Genomic DNA, 16,936 nt, shown 5'->3' on the forward strand with positions numbered 1-16,936 from the left:
CCGACATTGGTCCCGGGGCTCCCGGCGGCATCGCCGTATCGCTCCGCGACGTGAGCAAGACCTACGGTCCGGTGAAGGTGCTCGACATCGCGCGGCTCGACCTGGCGCGCGGTCAGATCGTGGCGGTGGTCGGCGAGAACGGTGCCGGGAAGTCCACGCTCATGGGCGTGCTCTCCGGCACCGTCACCCCCACCACCGGTGCCATCGAGATCGCCGGGCAGCCGCTCCAGCCCGGCCGCCCCGACCACTCCCGCGACATGGGGGTGGCCCTGGTGGCACAGGAGTTCCCGCTGGTGGACCAGCTGAGCGTGGCGGAGAACCTGCTGCTCGGGCGGCGCCCGCAGCGCGCCGCCGCCCGCCGGCTCGGCCGGGTGGTGGTCGACCGGGCGGGCACCCGGGCCGAGGCCAGGACGCTGCTGGCCGAGGTCGGGGTGACCGGTGTCGACGTCGACCGGCCGGTCGGGCGCTTCCCGGTCCCCGTACGGCAGATGATCGAGATCGCCAAGGCGTGGGGCCACCGCCCGGTCGTCCTGATCCTGGACGAGCCCACCTCCTCGCTCGGGCCGGTCGAGGCCGAGCGGGTCCTCGACCTCGCCCGCGCCCATGCCGCGGCCGGCGGCGCGGTGCTCTTCATCGGCCACCGGCTGGACGAGGTGCGGTCGGTGGCCGACCGGGTCGTGGTGCTCCGCAGCGGCCGGCTGGTCGCCGACCTGACCCCCGCGGAGGCCACCGAGGAGCGGATGATCCGCGAGATGGTCGGCAGCGAGCTGGCCCGCGCGGACCTCGCGCCGCCGTCCTCCGTCGAGCGCAGCACCACGCTGAGCGTGCGCGGGCTCACCGCCAACGGGCTCGGACCGGTCGACCTGGACGTGCACGCGGGCGAGATCGTGGGCGTCGCGGGCCTGATGGGCTCGGGCCGCAGCCGGCTGCTGCACACCGTGATGGGCGCCCAGCCGCGTACCGGCGGCTCGGTGGCCCTCGACGGCGCCGACTTCCACCCGCGGCACCCGGCGCGGTCGGTCGAGGCCGGCATCGGACTGGTGCCCGAGGACCGCAAGGTCCAGTCGCTGCTGCCGGCCCACTCCGTGCGGTGGAACGTCACGCTCGCCACGCTGCGCCGGATCAGCCGCCGCGGCGTGCTGCGGCCGAAGGCCGACAAGGAGCACGCGGCCAGGATCGTCAAGGACCTGGGCGTACGCCTGCACAGCCAGGAGCAGTCGATCAGCTCGCTGTCGGGCGGCAACCAGCAGAAGGCCGTCTTCGGGCGTTGGCTGGCGGCCGACCCGAAGCTGCTGCTGCTCGACGAGCCGACCCGCGGGGTGGACGTCGGCGCCAAGGCCGAGCTCTACCGCCTGATCGACACGGCGGCGCAGGACGGGCTCGCGGTCCTGGTCGCCTCCTCCGAGCTGGAGGAACTGCTCTGGATCTGCCACCGCATCGTGGTGATGGCCCGCGGCCGGATCGTCGCGGACATCCCGCGTGAGCGGTTCGGCAAGAAAGTGATCATGACCGCGGCGGCCGGCTCGCGGCCTGCTGCGGGAGCCCGCCGGGACGCGGGTGCGGGAGCCGGCCGTGACGCCGGGACGGGAGCCGGTACGTCCGGCGAAGGGAAGGCACGCGCATGAGGACCAGCACCGCCCCGGAACTCGCGGACCCGGACGCAGCCGCGCAGCCGCGTACTCCACTGGTCCGGCGGCTGGCCGAGACCCCGGAAGTCGGCGTCGTCGCCGCCTGCGTGGTGGTATTCGTCGCGCTCGCGGTCGACAAGTCCACCTTCGCCGGCGCCGTCAACCTCCAGGGCATGGGTTTCGACCTGGCGCAGTACGGGCTCATCGCGATCGGCGAATCGCTGGTCATCCTCACCGGCGGCATCGACCTGTCCGTGGGCGCGCTGCTGGGCACCAGCGTGATCCTGATGTCCTGGTTCAACGTACGGGCCGGGCTGCCGCCCGTACTCGCGATCCTGGTCACCATGGTCATCGCCGGCACGGTCGGCCTCATCCACGGGCTCGCCGTCACCCGGCTGAAGATGCCGCCCTTCGTCGTCACCCTGGTCACCTACACCGTCGCCCAGGGCGTCACGCTCGCCATCACCTCGGGCACCTCGATCACCGGCATCGGCGGCTTCTTCGGCGACGTCGGCCAGACGTACGTCGCCCAGGTCCCGCTGCCGCTGATCCTCTTCGCGGCCGTGGCGCTCGCCGCCTGGTTCTTCCTGGAGCGCACCTACGCGGGCCGCCAGGTCTACGCGGTCGGCGGCAACGCCGAGGCGGCCCGGCTGGCCGGCATCCGCGGTGACCGGCGGATCATCTCGATGTACGTCACCAGCTCGCTGCTGTCCGCCTTCGCCGGGATCATGGTGCTGGGCCGGATGGGTGTCGGCTCGGCCAGCGGCGTCGGCGTCGGCTGGGAGCTGTCGGCGATCGCCGCGGCCGTGATCGGCGGGGTGAGCCTGGTCGGCGGGCAGGGCCGCATCCTGGGCATCGTGGCGGGCACCGTGCTGCTCGAACTGATCAACAACGGCCTGACCACGCTGCAGATCAACTCCAACTACACCAACATCGTCCTCGGCTGCGTCCTCGGTCTGGCCATCACCGCCGACCGCCTGCGGGCCAGAACCGTGGCCCGTCGCGGCTGACCCTGCGCGAATCCACGCCCCGCGCCCCGACTCCGAGGCGCCGGGCCCGCCTTCGGCCTGCCCCCACGCAGGCGCCCCCCTCACGCCGGAGCCACGTCAACGGCCGCCGGCCGCACAACACCACGCGCTGGGCTCCGCGCCCGGCACACCCCCCACACAGAGGAGGACCCGGTGTCCGCACCACTGACCGTCCTGTTCCAGCGGCAGTTCAGAAAATACGTCCTGGCGGCTGCCGCCGTCATCGCGCTCATCGCCGGTGTCCTGGCCGGCGGCTCGCACGCCTCGCAGGCCGCGGGCTCCCTGCCGTGCGACATCTACGCCTCCGGCGGTACGCCCTGCGTGGCCGCGCACAGCACCACCCGTGCGCTGTACAGCTCCTACACCGGCCCGCTCTACCAGGTCAGGCGCTCGTCGGACAACACGTACAAGAGCTTCAGCCCGACGACCGCGGGCGGCTACCCCGACGCGTCCGCGCAGGACTCCTTCTGCTCCGGTACGACCTGCGTCATCACGCGGATCTACGACCAGTCCGGACGCGGCAACGACCTGACCCAGGCACCCGGTGGCGGTGCGGCCGGCGGCCCGGACAACCTCGCCAACGCCACCGCAGCCCCCACCACGGTGGGCGGCCACAAGGCCTACGGCGTGTACATCGCGCCCGGCACGGGCTACCGCAACGACAACACCAGCGGCATCGCCACGGGTGACAGTCCGGAGGGGATGTACGCGATCTTCGACGGCACGCACTACAACGGCGGCTGCTGCTTCGACTACGGCAATGCCGAGACGAACAACAACGACGACGGCAACGGCACGATGGAGGCGATCTACTTCGGCAACATCAAGGTCTGGGGCTACGGTTCGGGCAACGGCCCCTGGATCATGGCCGACCTGGAGAACGGCCTGTTCTCCGGCGTCAACCAGCACCTCAACTCCAACGACCCGACGGTCAACTACCGCTACACCACCGCCATCGTCAAGGGCGCACCGAACCACTGGGCCATCCGCGGCGGCAACGCCCAGTCCGGCGGCCTGTCCACCTTCTACGACGGGGTACGTCCCAACGTCTCGGGCTACAACCCGATGAAGAAGCAGGGCGCCATCATCCTCGGCATCGGCGGCGACAACAGCAAGGGCGCCCAGGGCACCTTCTACGAGGGAGTCATGACCTCCGGCTACCCGTCGGACGCCACCGAGAACGCCGTCCAGGCCAACATCAACTCCGTCAACTACGGCGGCACCGGCTCGGGCGGCGGCAATCCCGGCACCCTGACGCCCGGCTCCCGGATCTCCCTGCAGGCCACCACTTCATGCTGTACCGCGGACTACATCAAGCACGACGACAATGACACCAACGTGGTCATCGCGGGTGTCTCCTCGTCGTCCTCGTCCACCGACAAGGGCGACGCAACCTGGATCGTCCGAGCCGGCTTGGCCAACGGCTCCTGCGTATCGTTCGAGTCGGCGAACAAGTCCGGCCAGTACCTGCGCCACCAGAACTACCAACTGCACCTCGCGGGCAACGACGGTTCCTCGACGTTCACGCAGGACGCCACATTCTGCCCACAGTCCGGGCATAACGGCCAGGGATACTCCTTCCAGTCGGTGAACTACACCAACCGGTACCTACGGCACTACAGCTACACCGTCTACATCGCCTCCAACGGCGGCTCGAACACCTTTGACTCCACCACTTCCTGGAACGACGACACCAGCTGGAACGTCGCCACCCCCTGGTCCTGACACCCGGATCAGCGTCCGCTCCGATCGAAGGCCGCGCCGCCGGACACAGGCCCGGCGGCGCGGCCCGCCGGTCCATCAGATCCGGCGTTTATCAGACACACCCGAGCCCCTTCCCGGAGCCAAGGGCTGTGCCCTTGGCTCCTGCGGGGTCGGCACCGGCCCAGGCGACTGGTCGCGGCCTGAGCGCCGTCAGGCTGTCGTGCAGGTGCCGCCGTTGAGTGTGAAGGAGGTCGGGGCGGGGTTGGTGCTGCCCTGGTTGGCGAGGAAGCCCACGCTGACCGAGCCGCCGGCGGGGATGGCGCGGGTGTAGTCCACCGGGGTCACGGTCACGGTGCCGCCATCCTGTCCGGGGGTGCCTCCCCACATCTGGGTGATGGTCTGGCCGGCGGTGAAGGAGAAGGTGAGGCTCCAGCCGTCGAGGGCGGCACTCCCGGTGTTGTGGATGACGATCTCGCCCTGGAAGCCGCCGCTCCAGCTTCCCGTCACCTGGTATCCGACCCCGCAGCCGCCTGTCGAGGCGCCGGCGGACGTGGTGACGGTGACGGTGCTGCTGCGGGTCGAGCGGTTGCCGGCCGCGTCGCGTGCGTAGACCGCGAAGGTGTAGGCGGTGCCGGCGGTCAGTCCGGTCACGGTGGCTCCGGCGGTGGTGGAGGACGCGGCGGCGGTTTCGGTGCTGCCGCTGAGGCGGACCACGTCGTAGCCGGTCACGCCGGTGTTGTCGGTGGAGGCCGCCCAGTTCAGCGTGACGGAGGTGGTGGTGACGCCGCTGGCTGTGGGGGTACCGGGCGTGGTGGGCGGTGTGGTGTCGGTCCCGCCGGAGGCGCCCACGGTGATGACGAAGGTGGTCACGCTCTGCGCGGGAAGCGCGGCGGTCAGGGTGCCGTTGCTCAGGCTGGGCCCGCTCAGGGACGCGAGGGTCCTGCTGGCGTCGGTGACGTAGGAGGCCACGCCGGACGGTGTGGTGTTCGCCAGGGTGAACTGCTGGCTCACCGCGCTGGCGGCCTTGTTGACCGCGACGATGACCACTGTCGAGCCACCGGTGTAAGCGGAGGTGTAGACGTTCGTCTGCGGGTTCGATGCCGTGTTGATGCGCACGTACCCGGGGCGGACGAACTTCGAGAACTGCGCCATGATCGCGCCGCGCTTGCTGATCTGCCCGTCCTCGCGCATGGGTCCGTAGCTGCGCCGGATGTACCACCACACGTACGCCTGGAACTCGGCGTCCACCATCGCGTGGTGCATGTGCTCCCCGACGCCGAGTGCGGCGGGCCACAGGTCCGCGGAGTCGGTGCTGTTGGGGTAGTAGACCTCCGTCATCCACAGTTCCTTGCCCTGCCCCTTCTGCTGGAAGAGGGGGTACGGGAAGTCCGAGAACGCCGTGCCGTAGAGGTGGGCGCCGAGGATGTCCAGGTTGGCAAGGGCCGTGGAGTCGTTGAGGATCGGGTCGGACATGTTCTTGAGGTACTGGAACGACTCCGGCGCGATGACCCTGGTGCTGATCGAGCCGGCGTTGCTCCGCAGGAAGGTGACGATCTCGCTCGACGTCCACCACGTCCAGTCCTGGGCGTAGTCGGGCTCGTTCTGGATCGAGATGGCGTACAGATCCACCCCGTTGCCCTTCATGAACTGGGTGAAGTCGTTCAGGTGCTGCGCGTAGGCCGCGTAGCTGTCATGCCGTAGCCGCTTGGCGTTGGTCTGGCTTCCATGGGTGAACGTCTCGACCATGGCGGCCGGCGGATTCCAGGGAGAGGCGAAGACGATCGCCCCCTGAGCGACGGCCCGCTGCGCTGTCGCCACCTCGGCGCCCCAGTTCGCCTTGTTCTCGTCGACGTGGATGCGCAGGATGGAGAAGCCCAGCTGGCCCGTGCCGTTCCCGAACGCCGTATCCCGCTGGGCGGCCGTCAGGTCGCCGGCCCAGGCGGGATGGTTCATGCCGCCGAAGCCCCGGATCGTCTGCCGCCGCGCGGACGGGTCCACGGTCACGGCGGCGGCTGCCGCGGCCGTCGCCCTGGAGGACGGCATCGCCATCGCGAGGACGGGCAGAGCCCCCATCGTCGCCAGCACGGCTCTCCGGCTCGGGGACCCGGGCCCTGCGTTCTTCGCTTCGTCCTGCCGTGGTGTCATGGCTCTCTCCTGAGCTTGGTGGGGGGAGTGATCAGCAGGCAGCGCCCTGGCGCGGCGACGGCGAACCGAGCCGATCGAGCGTTCGACGAGTCGGCCGGTCGAACGTCCGGCTGCGCCGTGGGGAGTTCACGGTCACCGGTGACGCGCGTAAGGAGGGTGGCTTGCGCGCGTGCGCCCGGGAGATGCCGTCCTGCGGAGTCGGGGCTGCTGCCTGCGGCATCGGCCGTCGGCGCATGCTCTTCACGCGGGACCGGCGAGTCCGGCTCGCACGGTGACACCGCGGACGAGGGATTCAGCGGTGGACGCGGACCGACCGGTGTCGACCGTTGTGCCTTCCGGGCGGGCGCGGGAATCGGGTGTGCACGCGGACTTCTCCTTGCGGTGGGGGTGGGCAAGGCGGCGCGAGGGTGGATTGTTAGCGCTAACAGGTATCCACGGATGCCGGTCCATGGGATGCGGGTCAGCTCTGACGACGGCAGCCTGCACCCAGGGTTGTGTGATGTCAACCCCTGTCGCGGCAAGCCTGTCACGTCCCAGTGGCCGCGGCAGGCGAGCCTTCCCGCTGTCATTGACGCCCGGTGGAACGGTCTGCTTACCTTGCTCTCCACAACCCGCAGCAGCTGACCGGTTGCCGGATCGGACGCCGAGTGCGGGAAGGCTGCCTCGCCGCCACGAGTGCGGGTCCGGCCTTGGCTTCACTTTCGCAGATCGCCCCTCCTAGCGGTTCGCGCGTACCTGACAGGTAACCGCTGCTTCACGCTGCTGGAGGTTCCATGACCGCGATCGTGTGCGCCCGCCCTCATCGCCGATGCTCTCGCCGGACGGCCTGGCCGTCGCCCCGCAGGTGATGCCACTACCCGGCCGGGCCCTGTCCCGGTCCGCTCCTGGATCCCGCTCTACGCCGGTCCGCAGAACCGGGCTGCCCGGACGCATGGACAGGCCGAAGCGGCATCCGACGGATGTTAGCGCAATCAGTCCCTGCACGGCTCGTAATTCGAGGAGCGTGTTCTGTGAAACGGAGAGATATGTCCAGACGTTACAGGTCGCTGCCGATCGCCCTGCTCTCCATGGTGCTGGCTGCTGCCGGGGTCTCGATCGTGGCAACATCGGCGCAGGCCGCCAGCGGCTGCCAGGTCGACTACAGCGTCACGAACGACTGGCCCGGTGGCTTCGGCGCGAACGTGAGCATCACCAATCTCGGTGCGCCGGTCACAAGCTGGCAGCTTTCCTGGGCCTTCGCCAACGGACAGACCATCACGCAGCTGTGGAGTGGCTCCTACACCCAGACCGGCAGCCAAGTCACGGTGGCCAACACCTCCTGGAACGGCAGCCTGGCCACCGGCGCGTCCACCGCCTTCGGCTTCAACGGCGCCTACGGTTCCTCCAATCCCGTCCCCACCGGCTTCACGCTCAACGGCACGGCCTGCACGGGCGCCGTCACCACCACCCCGCCGACCTCTCCTTCCACCACACCCCCGACGACGCCCCCCACCACACCGCCGACCACGCCGCCGACGAGTCCCCCGTCGACGTTCAGTAACCCCGTGCTATGGGAGGACCTCGCCGACGCGGACGTCCTGCGGGTGGGTGACACCTACTACTACTCGGCCTCGACGATGCACTACTCGCCCGGGGCCCCGATCCTGCGCTCCTACGACCTGGTCCACTGGGAGTTCGCCGGCCACTCGGTGCCCTCGCTCGACTTCGGCGAGAAGTACAACCTGAACGGCAACGGGCGCGCCTACGTCAACGGCGTGTGGGCCTCCTTCCTCAACTACCGCAAGAGCAACGGGAAGTTCTACTGGGGCGGCTGCATCGACTTCAACAAGACGTACATGTACACCGCCTCCTCGGTCGAGGGGCCCTGGACGCGCGGCTCGGTGATCAACAACTGCTACTACGACGCCGGAATGCTCGTCGACGACGACGACACGATGTACGTCGCCTACGGCAGCGGCACCCACTCCGTCGCCCAGCTGTCGGCCGACGGACTGAGCCAGGTCCGCAGCCAGACGGTGTTCACCGACCCGTCCAGCACCGGAACGACCGAGGGCAACCGCATGTACAAGGTCGGCGGCGCCTACTACATCCTCGTCGACCATCCGGCCAACGCCGAATACGTCCTGAAGTCCACCAACGGCCCCTTCGGTCCGTACACCGAACAACCGCTGCTCAACAACGTTGGCACCCCCATCGTCGGCGGTGGCGTACCGCACCAGGGCGGCATCGTGCAGACGCAGAACGGCGACTGGTACTACATGGCCTTCGTCGACTCCTACCCCGGCGGACGTGTCCCGGTGCTGGCCCCCATCAAGTGGAACTCCAGCGGATGGCCGGTGCTCCAGACCGTCAACGGCGGCTGGGGCGCCACCTACCCGTACCCGAACGTGCCGGCCCCGTCGCGTGAGGTGAAATCCCCCACGGGCACCGACACCTTCACCGGGCCGGCTCTCGGACCCGAGTGGGAGTGGAACCACAACCCCGACAACACCAAGTGGTCCGCGAACAACGGCCTGACCCTGCAGACCGCGACGGTGACCAACGACCTGTACTCGGCGCGCAACACGCTGACCCACCGGATCCTCGGACCCACGTCCACTGCGACGGTCCCACTGGACTACTCGGGCATGCACGACGGGGACCGGGCAGGACTCGCGCTGCTGCGCAACTCCTCGGCCTGGATAGGCGTCAGACGCGACAACGGCACGGCCCGCCTGGTGATGACCAACAACATCACCATGGACGGCAGCTGGAACACCACCAGCACCGGCACGGAAGTCGCGAGCACAGCCCTGTCCGGAGGCAGGGTCTGGCTGCGCGTCAACGCCGACATCCATCCGGGCACCGGCAGGCTGGGGCACTTCTCCTACAGCACCGACGGCGTCAACTTCACAGCCTTCGGGCAGGGCTTCACGATGGAGAACAGCTGGCAGTTCTTCATGGGGTACAGGTTCGCCCTCTTCGACTACGCAACGCAGGCACTCGGAGGCTCCGTCAAGGTCGGCCAGTTCACCCTGTCCACACCCTGACCCGCCGCAGGTGGGCCGTTGAAGGAGCGGGCAGTCGCGCGGGTGCCCGCTCCCGCGCCGTGGTCGCGCCGGACGAGCCTCCCCCGGCAGGGTGTACTGGACCGAAATGCTGCGCTCGCCTCCGCCCAGCACGGCCGCACTCGGGAGCGGCAGACTGGGGGACCGGCTGGGATGGACCAGGGGGAATCCCCTCACGTGCTCGAATCCACGTATCTTCCGGACCGCGCGGAGGGTGATCGCGCCTTCAGGCGGGGACGGCTGGGTGTGGCTCGGGTATGGGGCGCGTCATCGTGTGCGGTGGTCGCGGCGCCAGAAGGTGGGGAGCCACCAGCAGAGCACCGAGCGGTCGTCGGGCCAGTTGGCGTGAACCGCGGCGTTCCAGTCCTCGAAGGAATCGCGTTCCGGGTCGATGGGGCGCCAGGCGGGGTCCAGCGGTTCGTCCTCGGCCGGCAGGCGGACGTACTTCCGTCCGTGTTGGTCGCAGGTGCCGGAGTCTTGGTAGTTGAGCTGCGCCTCGATGAGCGAGACCCGGTTCGCTCCGCCTGCGACGGTTGGCCAGCGGAACTGGACGTCGTCGTCCTCCCAGAAGCAGACCGGGCAGATCTCGAAGGAGCCGGGCATCTCGTCGAGGACGCAATGCCCGCAGCAGGGACCGGGCTATCGGTCGCTCACCCGCGGAGACTTGTCGAAGGCCAGCTGGAGCGCCATGCATTTCGCTACCGCAGCTCGCCGACCAGCCCGCAGCGGGTCCGCAGGACACCCGTAAACCCCTGTCGGCGACCACCGCACGCCAACGCCAGATTGCCTGGTCAGAGCCATGGCCGATGCTCCGCCGCAGGTCAGGATCGGCCCGGATACGTTCCGCTTCACCGTGTGAGCGAGCACCTATGGGTGCCGACGGCCGGGCCGCACGGGAGTGGGCGGAGAAGCCGCCTGGCCAGGCGAGCGCTGCGGCGCGGAAGGTCTTCGTCCGCATGGGTTCTTCGACCCGTGACGCGCGGCAGGGGCGGGCCTGTCGGCGTCGCAGCGCCGCCGCCGTCTCAGACCTTGACGACCTCCACGGACGGGCCGCACAGGAGCGTCAGATCCTCGGTGTCGGAAGTGAGGACTGCGACCGGCGGAGGCGCGTGGCGGGCGATGGCGGCGAGAGCGGCGTCGATGGCGTACTTGTGGCCGTGGAGGTGGCGGGTGCGAAGGAGGACGGCCGCCCGATCGGCGATCTCCTTGGTGATGTCGTGAACGTCGACGCGGGACAGGATCCAGGTGATACGGGCAGGGTGAATGCGTTCGTAGTCTGCCTCAAGGGTGGTCATGGCGCTGGTGGCCACGCGGACTCCCTCTTCCGATGCCGCCTGGACCAGGGCCACGACGGTACGGTCCTTCCGGTAGAGCTTGGAGAGGCCTTCGCTGTCGAGCAGGAGGGTGCCGGGCATCAGGCGGCGGCCCCGCCGGCCTGTCGGCGATCATGGCGCAGCAGCGCGCGGGCGGCCTCGACCTCCTCGCGGGTCAGCTTGTCATTGTCGGTCTCGAAATCGGCGACGATCTCCCGGAGCTTGTCCATAGCGACCCGTTGTTCGAGGGCCTCCGCGACATAGGCCGAGAAGCCGCCGGGCCCGACGTGGGTGCGTGCCGCCTCGGCCAGGTCCTCGGGGAGGCTGATCGAATATTTTTTGCTACTACTCATGGTGCCAATCCTACCGCTGGTAGCACTCTGCATTCGTGCCTTGGTGCTTGCGCCTGCTGCGGGCCGTAAGGTGCGTTGTCCCTGAAGTGGGTGTGGACGATGGCTGAGGCTTCAACGCCGGTCCGCAAACGGTCCGCACGACAGCCGTGAATCCCTGTCGGATACCAACGCACGTCAACGCCACATTGCCTGGTCAGAGCTATGATCGGCCATCCGCCGCAGGTCAGCTCGGGCCCGGATACGTTCCGCTTCAACGTGTGATCAGGTCAGCGGGGAGCGCCTGACCTGCGAAGGCGGCGGTCAGGCTGTTCTCCTGTGCGCAGGAGTCCGCGGCCCCCGGTCCGGGACGCCTCGCGGGGGCGGGGCCTTGCGCGGCCGGTGCGGGAACTGAAGCGCCCCGGATGATGTCTAGGCCCATGTGGGGCGGACGACACGAGCACAGGGGCGAGGCAGTACCGTGAAACGAGCAAACAAGATCATCAGTGTGGCCGCACTGGTGGCGGCGATAGCGGCGGGCATGTCCGGCTGCGGTGGCGGCTCATCCTCCCCCGGGTCCCGGTCGGCGGCCCCCCCTGCCACGGCTAAGGCGGGCGCCGGCCCCGCGTCGACACCTTCGCGGCCGACGAGCTCGACGACGCCCCAGCGGCCGAAGATGCTGCTCGACACCATCGAACCGCAGAGCGGTACGACGGTGGGGGTGGCGATGCCGATCTCCGTCACCTTCAGCAAGGCGGTGGCCGTCTCGGCGCGCGCGGACATCGAGAAGCACTTGAAACTGACCACCTCGACCCCGGTGACCGGCGCCTGGCACTGGTTCGGTTCCGAGCGGGTGGACTTCCGCCCCAAGGCGTACTGGCCCACCGGGACGAAGGTCACCCTCGACGCGGAACTCGCCGGGGTGGGCGACGGGAACGGACGCTACGGAGTCCGCTCCTACCTGCACTCCTTCACCGTCGGCCCGGATGACGAGGTGCACGTCTACGCGGACCAGCACCTGATGAAGGTGTACCGCGACGGCGCGGTGACCAAGACTTTCCCGATAGACGCCGGCAGCGCGAAGTACCCCTCGTGGACCGGGACGATGGCGGTCATGGGCAAGGCCCGTGAAGTGCTCATGGACTCGTGCAGCGTCCACATCGCCTGTAGCAAGAGCGATCCGAACTACTACCACGCCAACTATCCGTTCGCCGTGGAACTCACGACCTCCGGAACGTACGTGCACTACTCCGACGGCGACCCCCAGCCCGGCCACAGCGCCGGCTCGCACGGCTGCGTCCACCTGTCGATGGCCGACGCGCAGTGGTTCTACGCCTTCGCCCGCCAAGGAGACCCCGTCACCATCACCGGCTCCGCCAGCCCCGCCGCCTCAGCGGACAACGGCTACGCCGACTACGACGTGACCGACTGGAGCAGCTGGATCTCCCCCAAGGCCAGCGGACTGGGCCAGCTCACCACCCCGGCCACGACCTGAGGGTGTGACCGATCACCACGCCGCTGATCCGGCGGAACGCAGGTCAGAAGGGGCCCGCCGTATGAGGTCGGGCCCCTGGTCAGTTCCCGTACGGGGCGCCTGCCGGATCAGCTCTCGTCCTCGTCGTCCTCACTCGTCTCCCTCCAGCCCCGGTCCCGTCCGCCCGCGCCGCTCTCCGCCGCTCCCTGCGGGAACGTGCCCGCATCGGCGGCCGGGTCCGCTTCCGCGTCGGTGAACGGCGAGCCCGCGGGGGCCGCGAAGCCCTGCGACCAGGTCCCCGCGGTGCTCCCCTCGCCCGAGGGCCCGCCCTCATCGGGCATCGGGAGAAGGGTCCGCCTGATGTCCTCGGCGGCCTCGTGCAGCCCGGTCGCTTCCAGGCTCCGCACCACACGGTGCACGAGCACCGTGTACTCGTCCATGTCCGGCTTCAGGCCCACCGCCGCCAGCAACAGAAGCAGCCGATCCGTAACCCCTACTTCCTCCTCGCGGTCGAACGTCCCGTCTTCCTGGCCGTATCCGTCCCACAGCGGGCCCCCGACGGCCGCTCCGTTCGGCGCGCCCACGGGTGGGACGAGCAGATGGCGGAAGAGCTCGGGTACCTCCTCGTCGTTGGCCGCCGCCGCGATCTGGGCGAGCGGGCCGATCATGTCGACCGCCTTCTCGATCTCGTCCTCGTGGCGGGCGAGCCACCACACCACCGCGCTACCCGCGCTCTTGAGCACGTCGTCACCGAGGTAGCGCCGCTTGTTGCGCTCGTACTGACGCTCGTACTCCCAGATCTCCTCGTCCTTGCGAAGGTCGTTCAACTTGCGCAGGCGGTCGCGGTCGGCGGAGGCGAGGGTCAGCGTCACATCGGCCGTATGGGCCTCCACGCGTCCGCTCCGGTCAGGGAGCAGGACCGCCAGTTCCCCCTCCAGGAGGTACCGCGAGAAGCTCGCCCGGCCGGGCTCCTCGTGGCGGACGACCTCCAGGGCCCGGCTGACGACCGAGGACGCGGCGAGGGCCGGGAAGGCGCCGTCGGACCGCTCGGCGTAACCGGGGGCCGGCCTCCACCACACGGTGGCGGAGAAGAGGAAGTCGTAACCCTTCGTCGCGCTCGGCAGCGCCGCATCGACCACCCGTGTCTCCCGAAACGGCAGCTCCGTCGGCGCCGCGGGCGGCTCGGGTTCCCCGGGCCCGTACGGATCGGCCGACGCGCGGGCACCGCTGAGGACCGTCATCACGAGCAGCAGGGAGCCCGAGGCCGTGACCATGGACATGAAGCCCCACAGCAACGCCGACCAGTGCAGGAGGTTTCCGAGCACAGCCGGGGTGAGGCTGCACACAACGATGAACAGCAGGCTGGGAAAGCGGTGTCTCATCATGCCTCTTCCGTGGTCTGTGGGCCGTCGCCCGCCCGCTCCGTACTCTCCGTACGGGCGTACTGCGCGTGGTCGATGTACTCCCAGAAGAGAGCGGCGACGACCGCCCGGGAAGGGGGGCGCGCGACCTCCGCCCAGGCGCAGGCGATGACGTAGAGGCGGTGGAGAGCGGCCGCGCGGCCGCGTGTCGCCCCGACCATCACGCCCAGCGCCATCTCCTGCGCGCTGTCGTGCGCCACGGCGTTCAGCCAGCCGGTCACCAGCGGGTCCCACAGCTCCGTCGGCGGCTGGGAGAAAACCGTCTCCCAGCCCCGGAACAGGTCCGGCCACGGCGGCGGGTCCGGTGCCCGGTCGTTCCCCAACAGCTCGGTGAGCAGACGGAGATGTGGCTGCGCGTCGGGTGCCTCCCGACGTGTCCGGTCCCGCAGGCGGTCGATCAGCCGCCGATAGAGCAGGCGGTCGCCGCCGGCGAGATCGAGCAGCGCCTCCCCGGCCTCGTGCGCCGCCTTCCCCTTCCGCGCGGCGAGGTAATGGAGCCGCACCACCGCCTGATCCGGGTGGGTCGCACCGAGGCTCCGGCGGCAGGCGGCGGTGAGGACGCGGGCGAGACCGTCCGACAAGAAGTCGGACCTCGCGCAGTCGTACATCCGCCTGCGAAACCATCCCCCGAACTTCGCGTTGCTGAGACCGAGTTCGAGGGCCGCCACGGCTCGCGAATCGCAGGACGCCCCGGTGACGCTGTCCGCCCACCGCACCACGAGGTCGAAGAGGTGGTCAGGCCGCCCGACCGCCAAAGACCGCTCGCCGAAGCGGACCACGACGTTCAGCCGGTCGTCGGCGGTCAGACCGCGCAGCCCGGTGGCGTGGCCGATCCAGTCCCTGAGGTCATTGCGCGTCCCGGGGAAGTTCGCCCAGAAGTACGTCCGCACGGCGTCGGCGTAGGCCAGTTGCTTGAAGCGGAGCCGTCCGCCGGGGTCCCGCTCGATCCCGAGCGCCGCCAACCGCGCCCCGAAATCCGTCCGCGCGAGTTCGGTCGTCGCCTCTTCCTCGTGCCCGACTGTCCTCATCAGGCTGTGCCACGCCTCGTAGACGGTGTCGGCGCGGACCTCCTCGAACATCCCGGTCGCGAGCAGCAGGGCCCGCTCGGGCGTGGTGCGGACCGATGCCACCTGCCGGCCCACCTCACTGGCACGGTCGGTCACCGCGTGCATCGCCTGGTCGAGCCACCCCGCGAAGTCGGCGCCGAACCGGCCGCTGTCGTGAGCGGTCCTCACCAGCCCAGCGAGCCGCGCCAGTTCCCGCATGGGGGAGTGGTCGCACAGGCGCTGGAGGTCGGGGCTCCCCAGGTCTGCGGAGCGGAAGGCCATCCGGTCCATGCGGAGGTACCGGGTGACGACGGCGACACCCCGGGGGCGCCCCAGCGTCACCGTGTGCGGTTCGAGGTCCGGTGGGTGGACGTGCTCCATGCCCGACGGGAGGACGACGACCATGTGGGCCCCCGCCTCCTGGACCTGTGACCGGCGTACGGCCAGACGGCGCTGGTCCTTGGCGTACGCCTCCTCGTCGGCCATGCCGGAGAGGTCGAGGAGGAAGCGGTCCCCCTCACCGGGGGCAAAGGGGTTCTCCTCCTCGTCCTTGTCCCTGGCGGGCAGCTCCTCGAACCGGGCCCCCTCCTCGTCGGCGCCGCCGTCCTCACCGAGGCCGTGCAGCAGCATGATCGCCGCGGCGCGGCGGCCGCTGCCCGGCGGAGCGTCCAGCAGCACCACCGATCCGGGTTTCTCCAGGTGGTCGGCGGCGACGCGGTAACCCGCCGGCGGAACGAACCGGTCGGCCAGCCGCAACCGGTCCTCGCGGGCGATCCGGAGCGGCTCGACCCCCTTGCGGATCATCCAGTCCGCACCGACGCCGTAGAAGACGTACTGGTGTCCTTTGCCGTTGTTCACCGGGCCGCGTGGATCGTTGACGGTGACGTGGTCCTGCTCGGTCATCGTCCGTCGTCCGAACGCCGGCCCTCGCGCTCGAAGCGCTGGTGGACCGTACCGCTGTTGTCGCCTGCCGTGAACTGGACCCCGGTGTTGTCACCCTGGAGGCGGGGCGCGTTGTACTGATGCCCCCGACCGGTGTTCACCGGCCCCTGCGGCTCGTTGAGGAAGGTGCCGGACAGGTCTCCGTTGAGGTTTCCGATGCCGCCACGCACGCGCTGCTCGACATCGCGCGTCCGCATCCTGGTGCGCCCGGCATCCTGGGCCGTCTTCTTCTTGCGGGACTTCGCCTCGGCCCGCTCCCGCGCCGCACGGGCGTCGTGATCCGCTGTGCCCAAGTCGGGCAGCAGCCTGGCGAGGGTATCGCCGAGCGCCGTCAGGTCCGACTCGGAGTTGCGGTGGTCGAACCGCTTGTACTGGCAGTCAGCCAGCTCAAGCAGGTCGTCCGGGATGAGGGCTCGGTCGATCCGCGTGGCCTTTCCCACGAGCACGGGGATCACCAGGATCCCGCGGTCGAGCGCGGTCCGGATCTCACGGCGGGTCCAGTCCTGCTCGGCTTCGAGGGCGGGGCGGCCGTCGGCCCCCAGCACCTCCGCCCAGCGCGGGCCGATCACGGCGAGGAGCGCCTCGCACTCCTCCACCGCCTTGACCAGTTCCACCGGGTAACGGCGTCCGGCCTCGATCGAGTTGCTGGCGAAGAAGATCCGCTCGGCGCCGAACCGCCGGGCGAGTTCCCGGGCGATCATGGTCGCGGCGGATTCCTCGTCGCCTGTGCGGTAGTTGACGAAGACGTCGGGCATGAAGGTTCCCTTCGGGAGAGGAAGTCGGGGGTGAACGGGCGCGGGGGGGGGGGGGGGGGGGGGGGGGGGGCCCGCCCCCGCCGCCCCCCCCGCCCCGCCCCGCG

General features: G+C 69.9%; 11 protein-coding genes and 1 pseudogene. 5 read left to right on the forward strand and 7 right to left on the reverse strand.

Going from position 1 to position 16,936, the window contains the following annotated elements:
- The first annotated feature begins 50 nt into the window (after positions 1–50).
- From V7E46_RS15790 to V7E46_RS15800, 3 genes are all read left to right on the forward strand, one after another.
- Positions 51–1,625 carry a sugar ABC transporter ATP-binding protein gene (locus tag V7E46_RS15790; RefSeq protein ID WP_333769004.1) on the forward strand — a complete coding sequence of 525 codons (1,575 nt, stop codon included), beginning with the start codon at positions 51–53 and terminating at the stop codon, positions 1,623–1,625.
- Positions 1,622–2,638: an ABC transporter permease gene (locus V7E46_RS15795; RefSeq protein ID WP_333769005.1), complete on the forward strand. Its 1,017-nt coding sequence runs from the start codon at positions 1,622–1,624 to the stop codon at positions 2,636–2,638. Before V7E46_RS15790 ends, V7E46_RS15795 begins: the two co-directional genes overlap by 4 nt.
- A 171-nt stretch (positions 2,639–2,809) precedes the next feature.
- The gene (locus tag V7E46_RS15800) at positions 2,810–4,381 is read left to right on the forward strand and encodes an alpha-L-arabinofuranosidase B (protein ID WP_333769006.1); all 1,572 of its coding nucleotides are present in this window, start codon (positions 2,810–2,812) and stop codon (positions 4,379–4,381) included.
- A gap of 189 nt (positions 4,382–4,570) precedes the next feature.
- On the opposite strand, the gene V7E46_RS15805 is transcribed toward V7E46_RS15800, so the two are convergent.
- Positions 4,571–6,433 carry a cellulose binding domain-containing protein gene (locus V7E46_RS15805; protein ID WP_333769007.1) on the reverse strand — a complete coding sequence of 621 codons (1,863 nt, stop codon included), beginning with the start codon at positions 6,431–6,433 and terminating at the stop codon, positions 4,571–4,573.
- 1,139 nt (positions 6,434–7,572) lie between these two features.
- On the opposite strand from V7E46_RS15805, the gene V7E46_RS15810 reads away from it, so the two are divergent.
- Complete coding sequence (locus V7E46_RS15810; RefSeq protein ID WP_443054178.1) at positions 7,573–9,534, forward strand: family 43 glycosylhydrolase; 1,962 nt, start codon at positions 7,573–7,575, stop codon at positions 9,532–9,534.
- A gap of 285 nt (positions 9,535–9,819) precedes the next feature.
- Here V7E46_RS15810 and V7E46_RS15815 read toward each other — a convergent pair.
- From V7E46_RS15815 to V7E46_RS15825, 3 genes and pseudogenes are all read right to left on the reverse strand, one after another.
- Positions 9,820–10,173 (reverse strand): annotated as a pseudogene (locus V7E46_RS15815) (CPCC family cysteine-rich protein); the annotation flags it as partial.
- A gap of 401 nt (positions 10,174–10,574) precedes the next feature.
- On the reverse strand, positions 10,575–10,967 hold the full coding sequence (locus V7E46_RS15820; RefSeq protein ID WP_333769009.1) for a DNA-binding protein: 393 nt from the start codon (positions 10,965–10,967) through the stop codon (positions 10,575–10,577).
- Entirely contained in the window at positions 10,967–11,218 is a 252-nt protein-coding gene (locus V7E46_RS15825) for a hypothetical protein (RefSeq protein WP_333769010.1), read from the reverse strand. Before V7E46_RS15825 ends, V7E46_RS15820 begins: the two co-directional genes overlap by 1 nt.
- 517 nt (positions 11,219–11,735) lie before the next feature.
- On the opposite strand from V7E46_RS15825, the gene V7E46_RS15830 reads away from it, so the two are divergent.
- Entirely contained in the window at positions 11,736–12,689 is a 954-nt protein-coding gene (locus V7E46_RS15830; protein WP_443054179.1) for a L,D-transpeptidase, read from the forward strand.
- Between the two features lie 107 nt (positions 12,690–12,796).
- Here V7E46_RS15830 and V7E46_RS15835 read toward each other — a convergent pair whose 3' ends face one another.
- Genes V7E46_RS15835 through V7E46_RS15845 form a run of 3 tightly spaced genes read right to left on the reverse strand, consistent with a single transcriptional unit; the run spans position 12,797 to position 16,832 of the window.
- Complete coding sequence (locus V7E46_RS15835) at positions 12,797–14,050, reverse strand: hypothetical protein (protein ID WP_333769014.1); 1,254 nt, start codon at positions 14,048–14,050, stop codon at positions 12,797–12,799.
- Positions 14,050–16,038 carry a hypothetical protein gene (locus tag V7E46_RS15840; RefSeq protein WP_333769012.1) on the reverse strand — a complete coding sequence of 663 codons (1,989 nt, stop codon included), beginning with the start codon at positions 16,036–16,038 and terminating at the stop codon, positions 14,050–14,052. Before V7E46_RS15840 ends, V7E46_RS15835 begins: the two co-directional genes overlap by 1 nt.
- Positions 16,035–16,832, reverse strand: a complete 798-nt coding sequence (locus tag V7E46_RS15845) for a TIR domain-containing protein (RefSeq protein WP_333769013.1) — start codon at positions 16,830–16,832, stop codon at positions 16,035–16,037. The genes V7E46_RS15840 and V7E46_RS15845 overlap by 4 nt, the downstream gene beginning before the upstream one ends.
- Positions 16,833–16,936: the final 104 nt, after the last annotated feature.

Source organism: Streptomyces sp. IBSBF 2435 (assembly GCF_036815005.1).
In the GTDB taxonomy this organism is placed as follows: domain Bacteria; phylum Actinomycetota; class Actinomycetes; order Streptomycetales; family Streptomycetaceae; genus Actinacidiphila.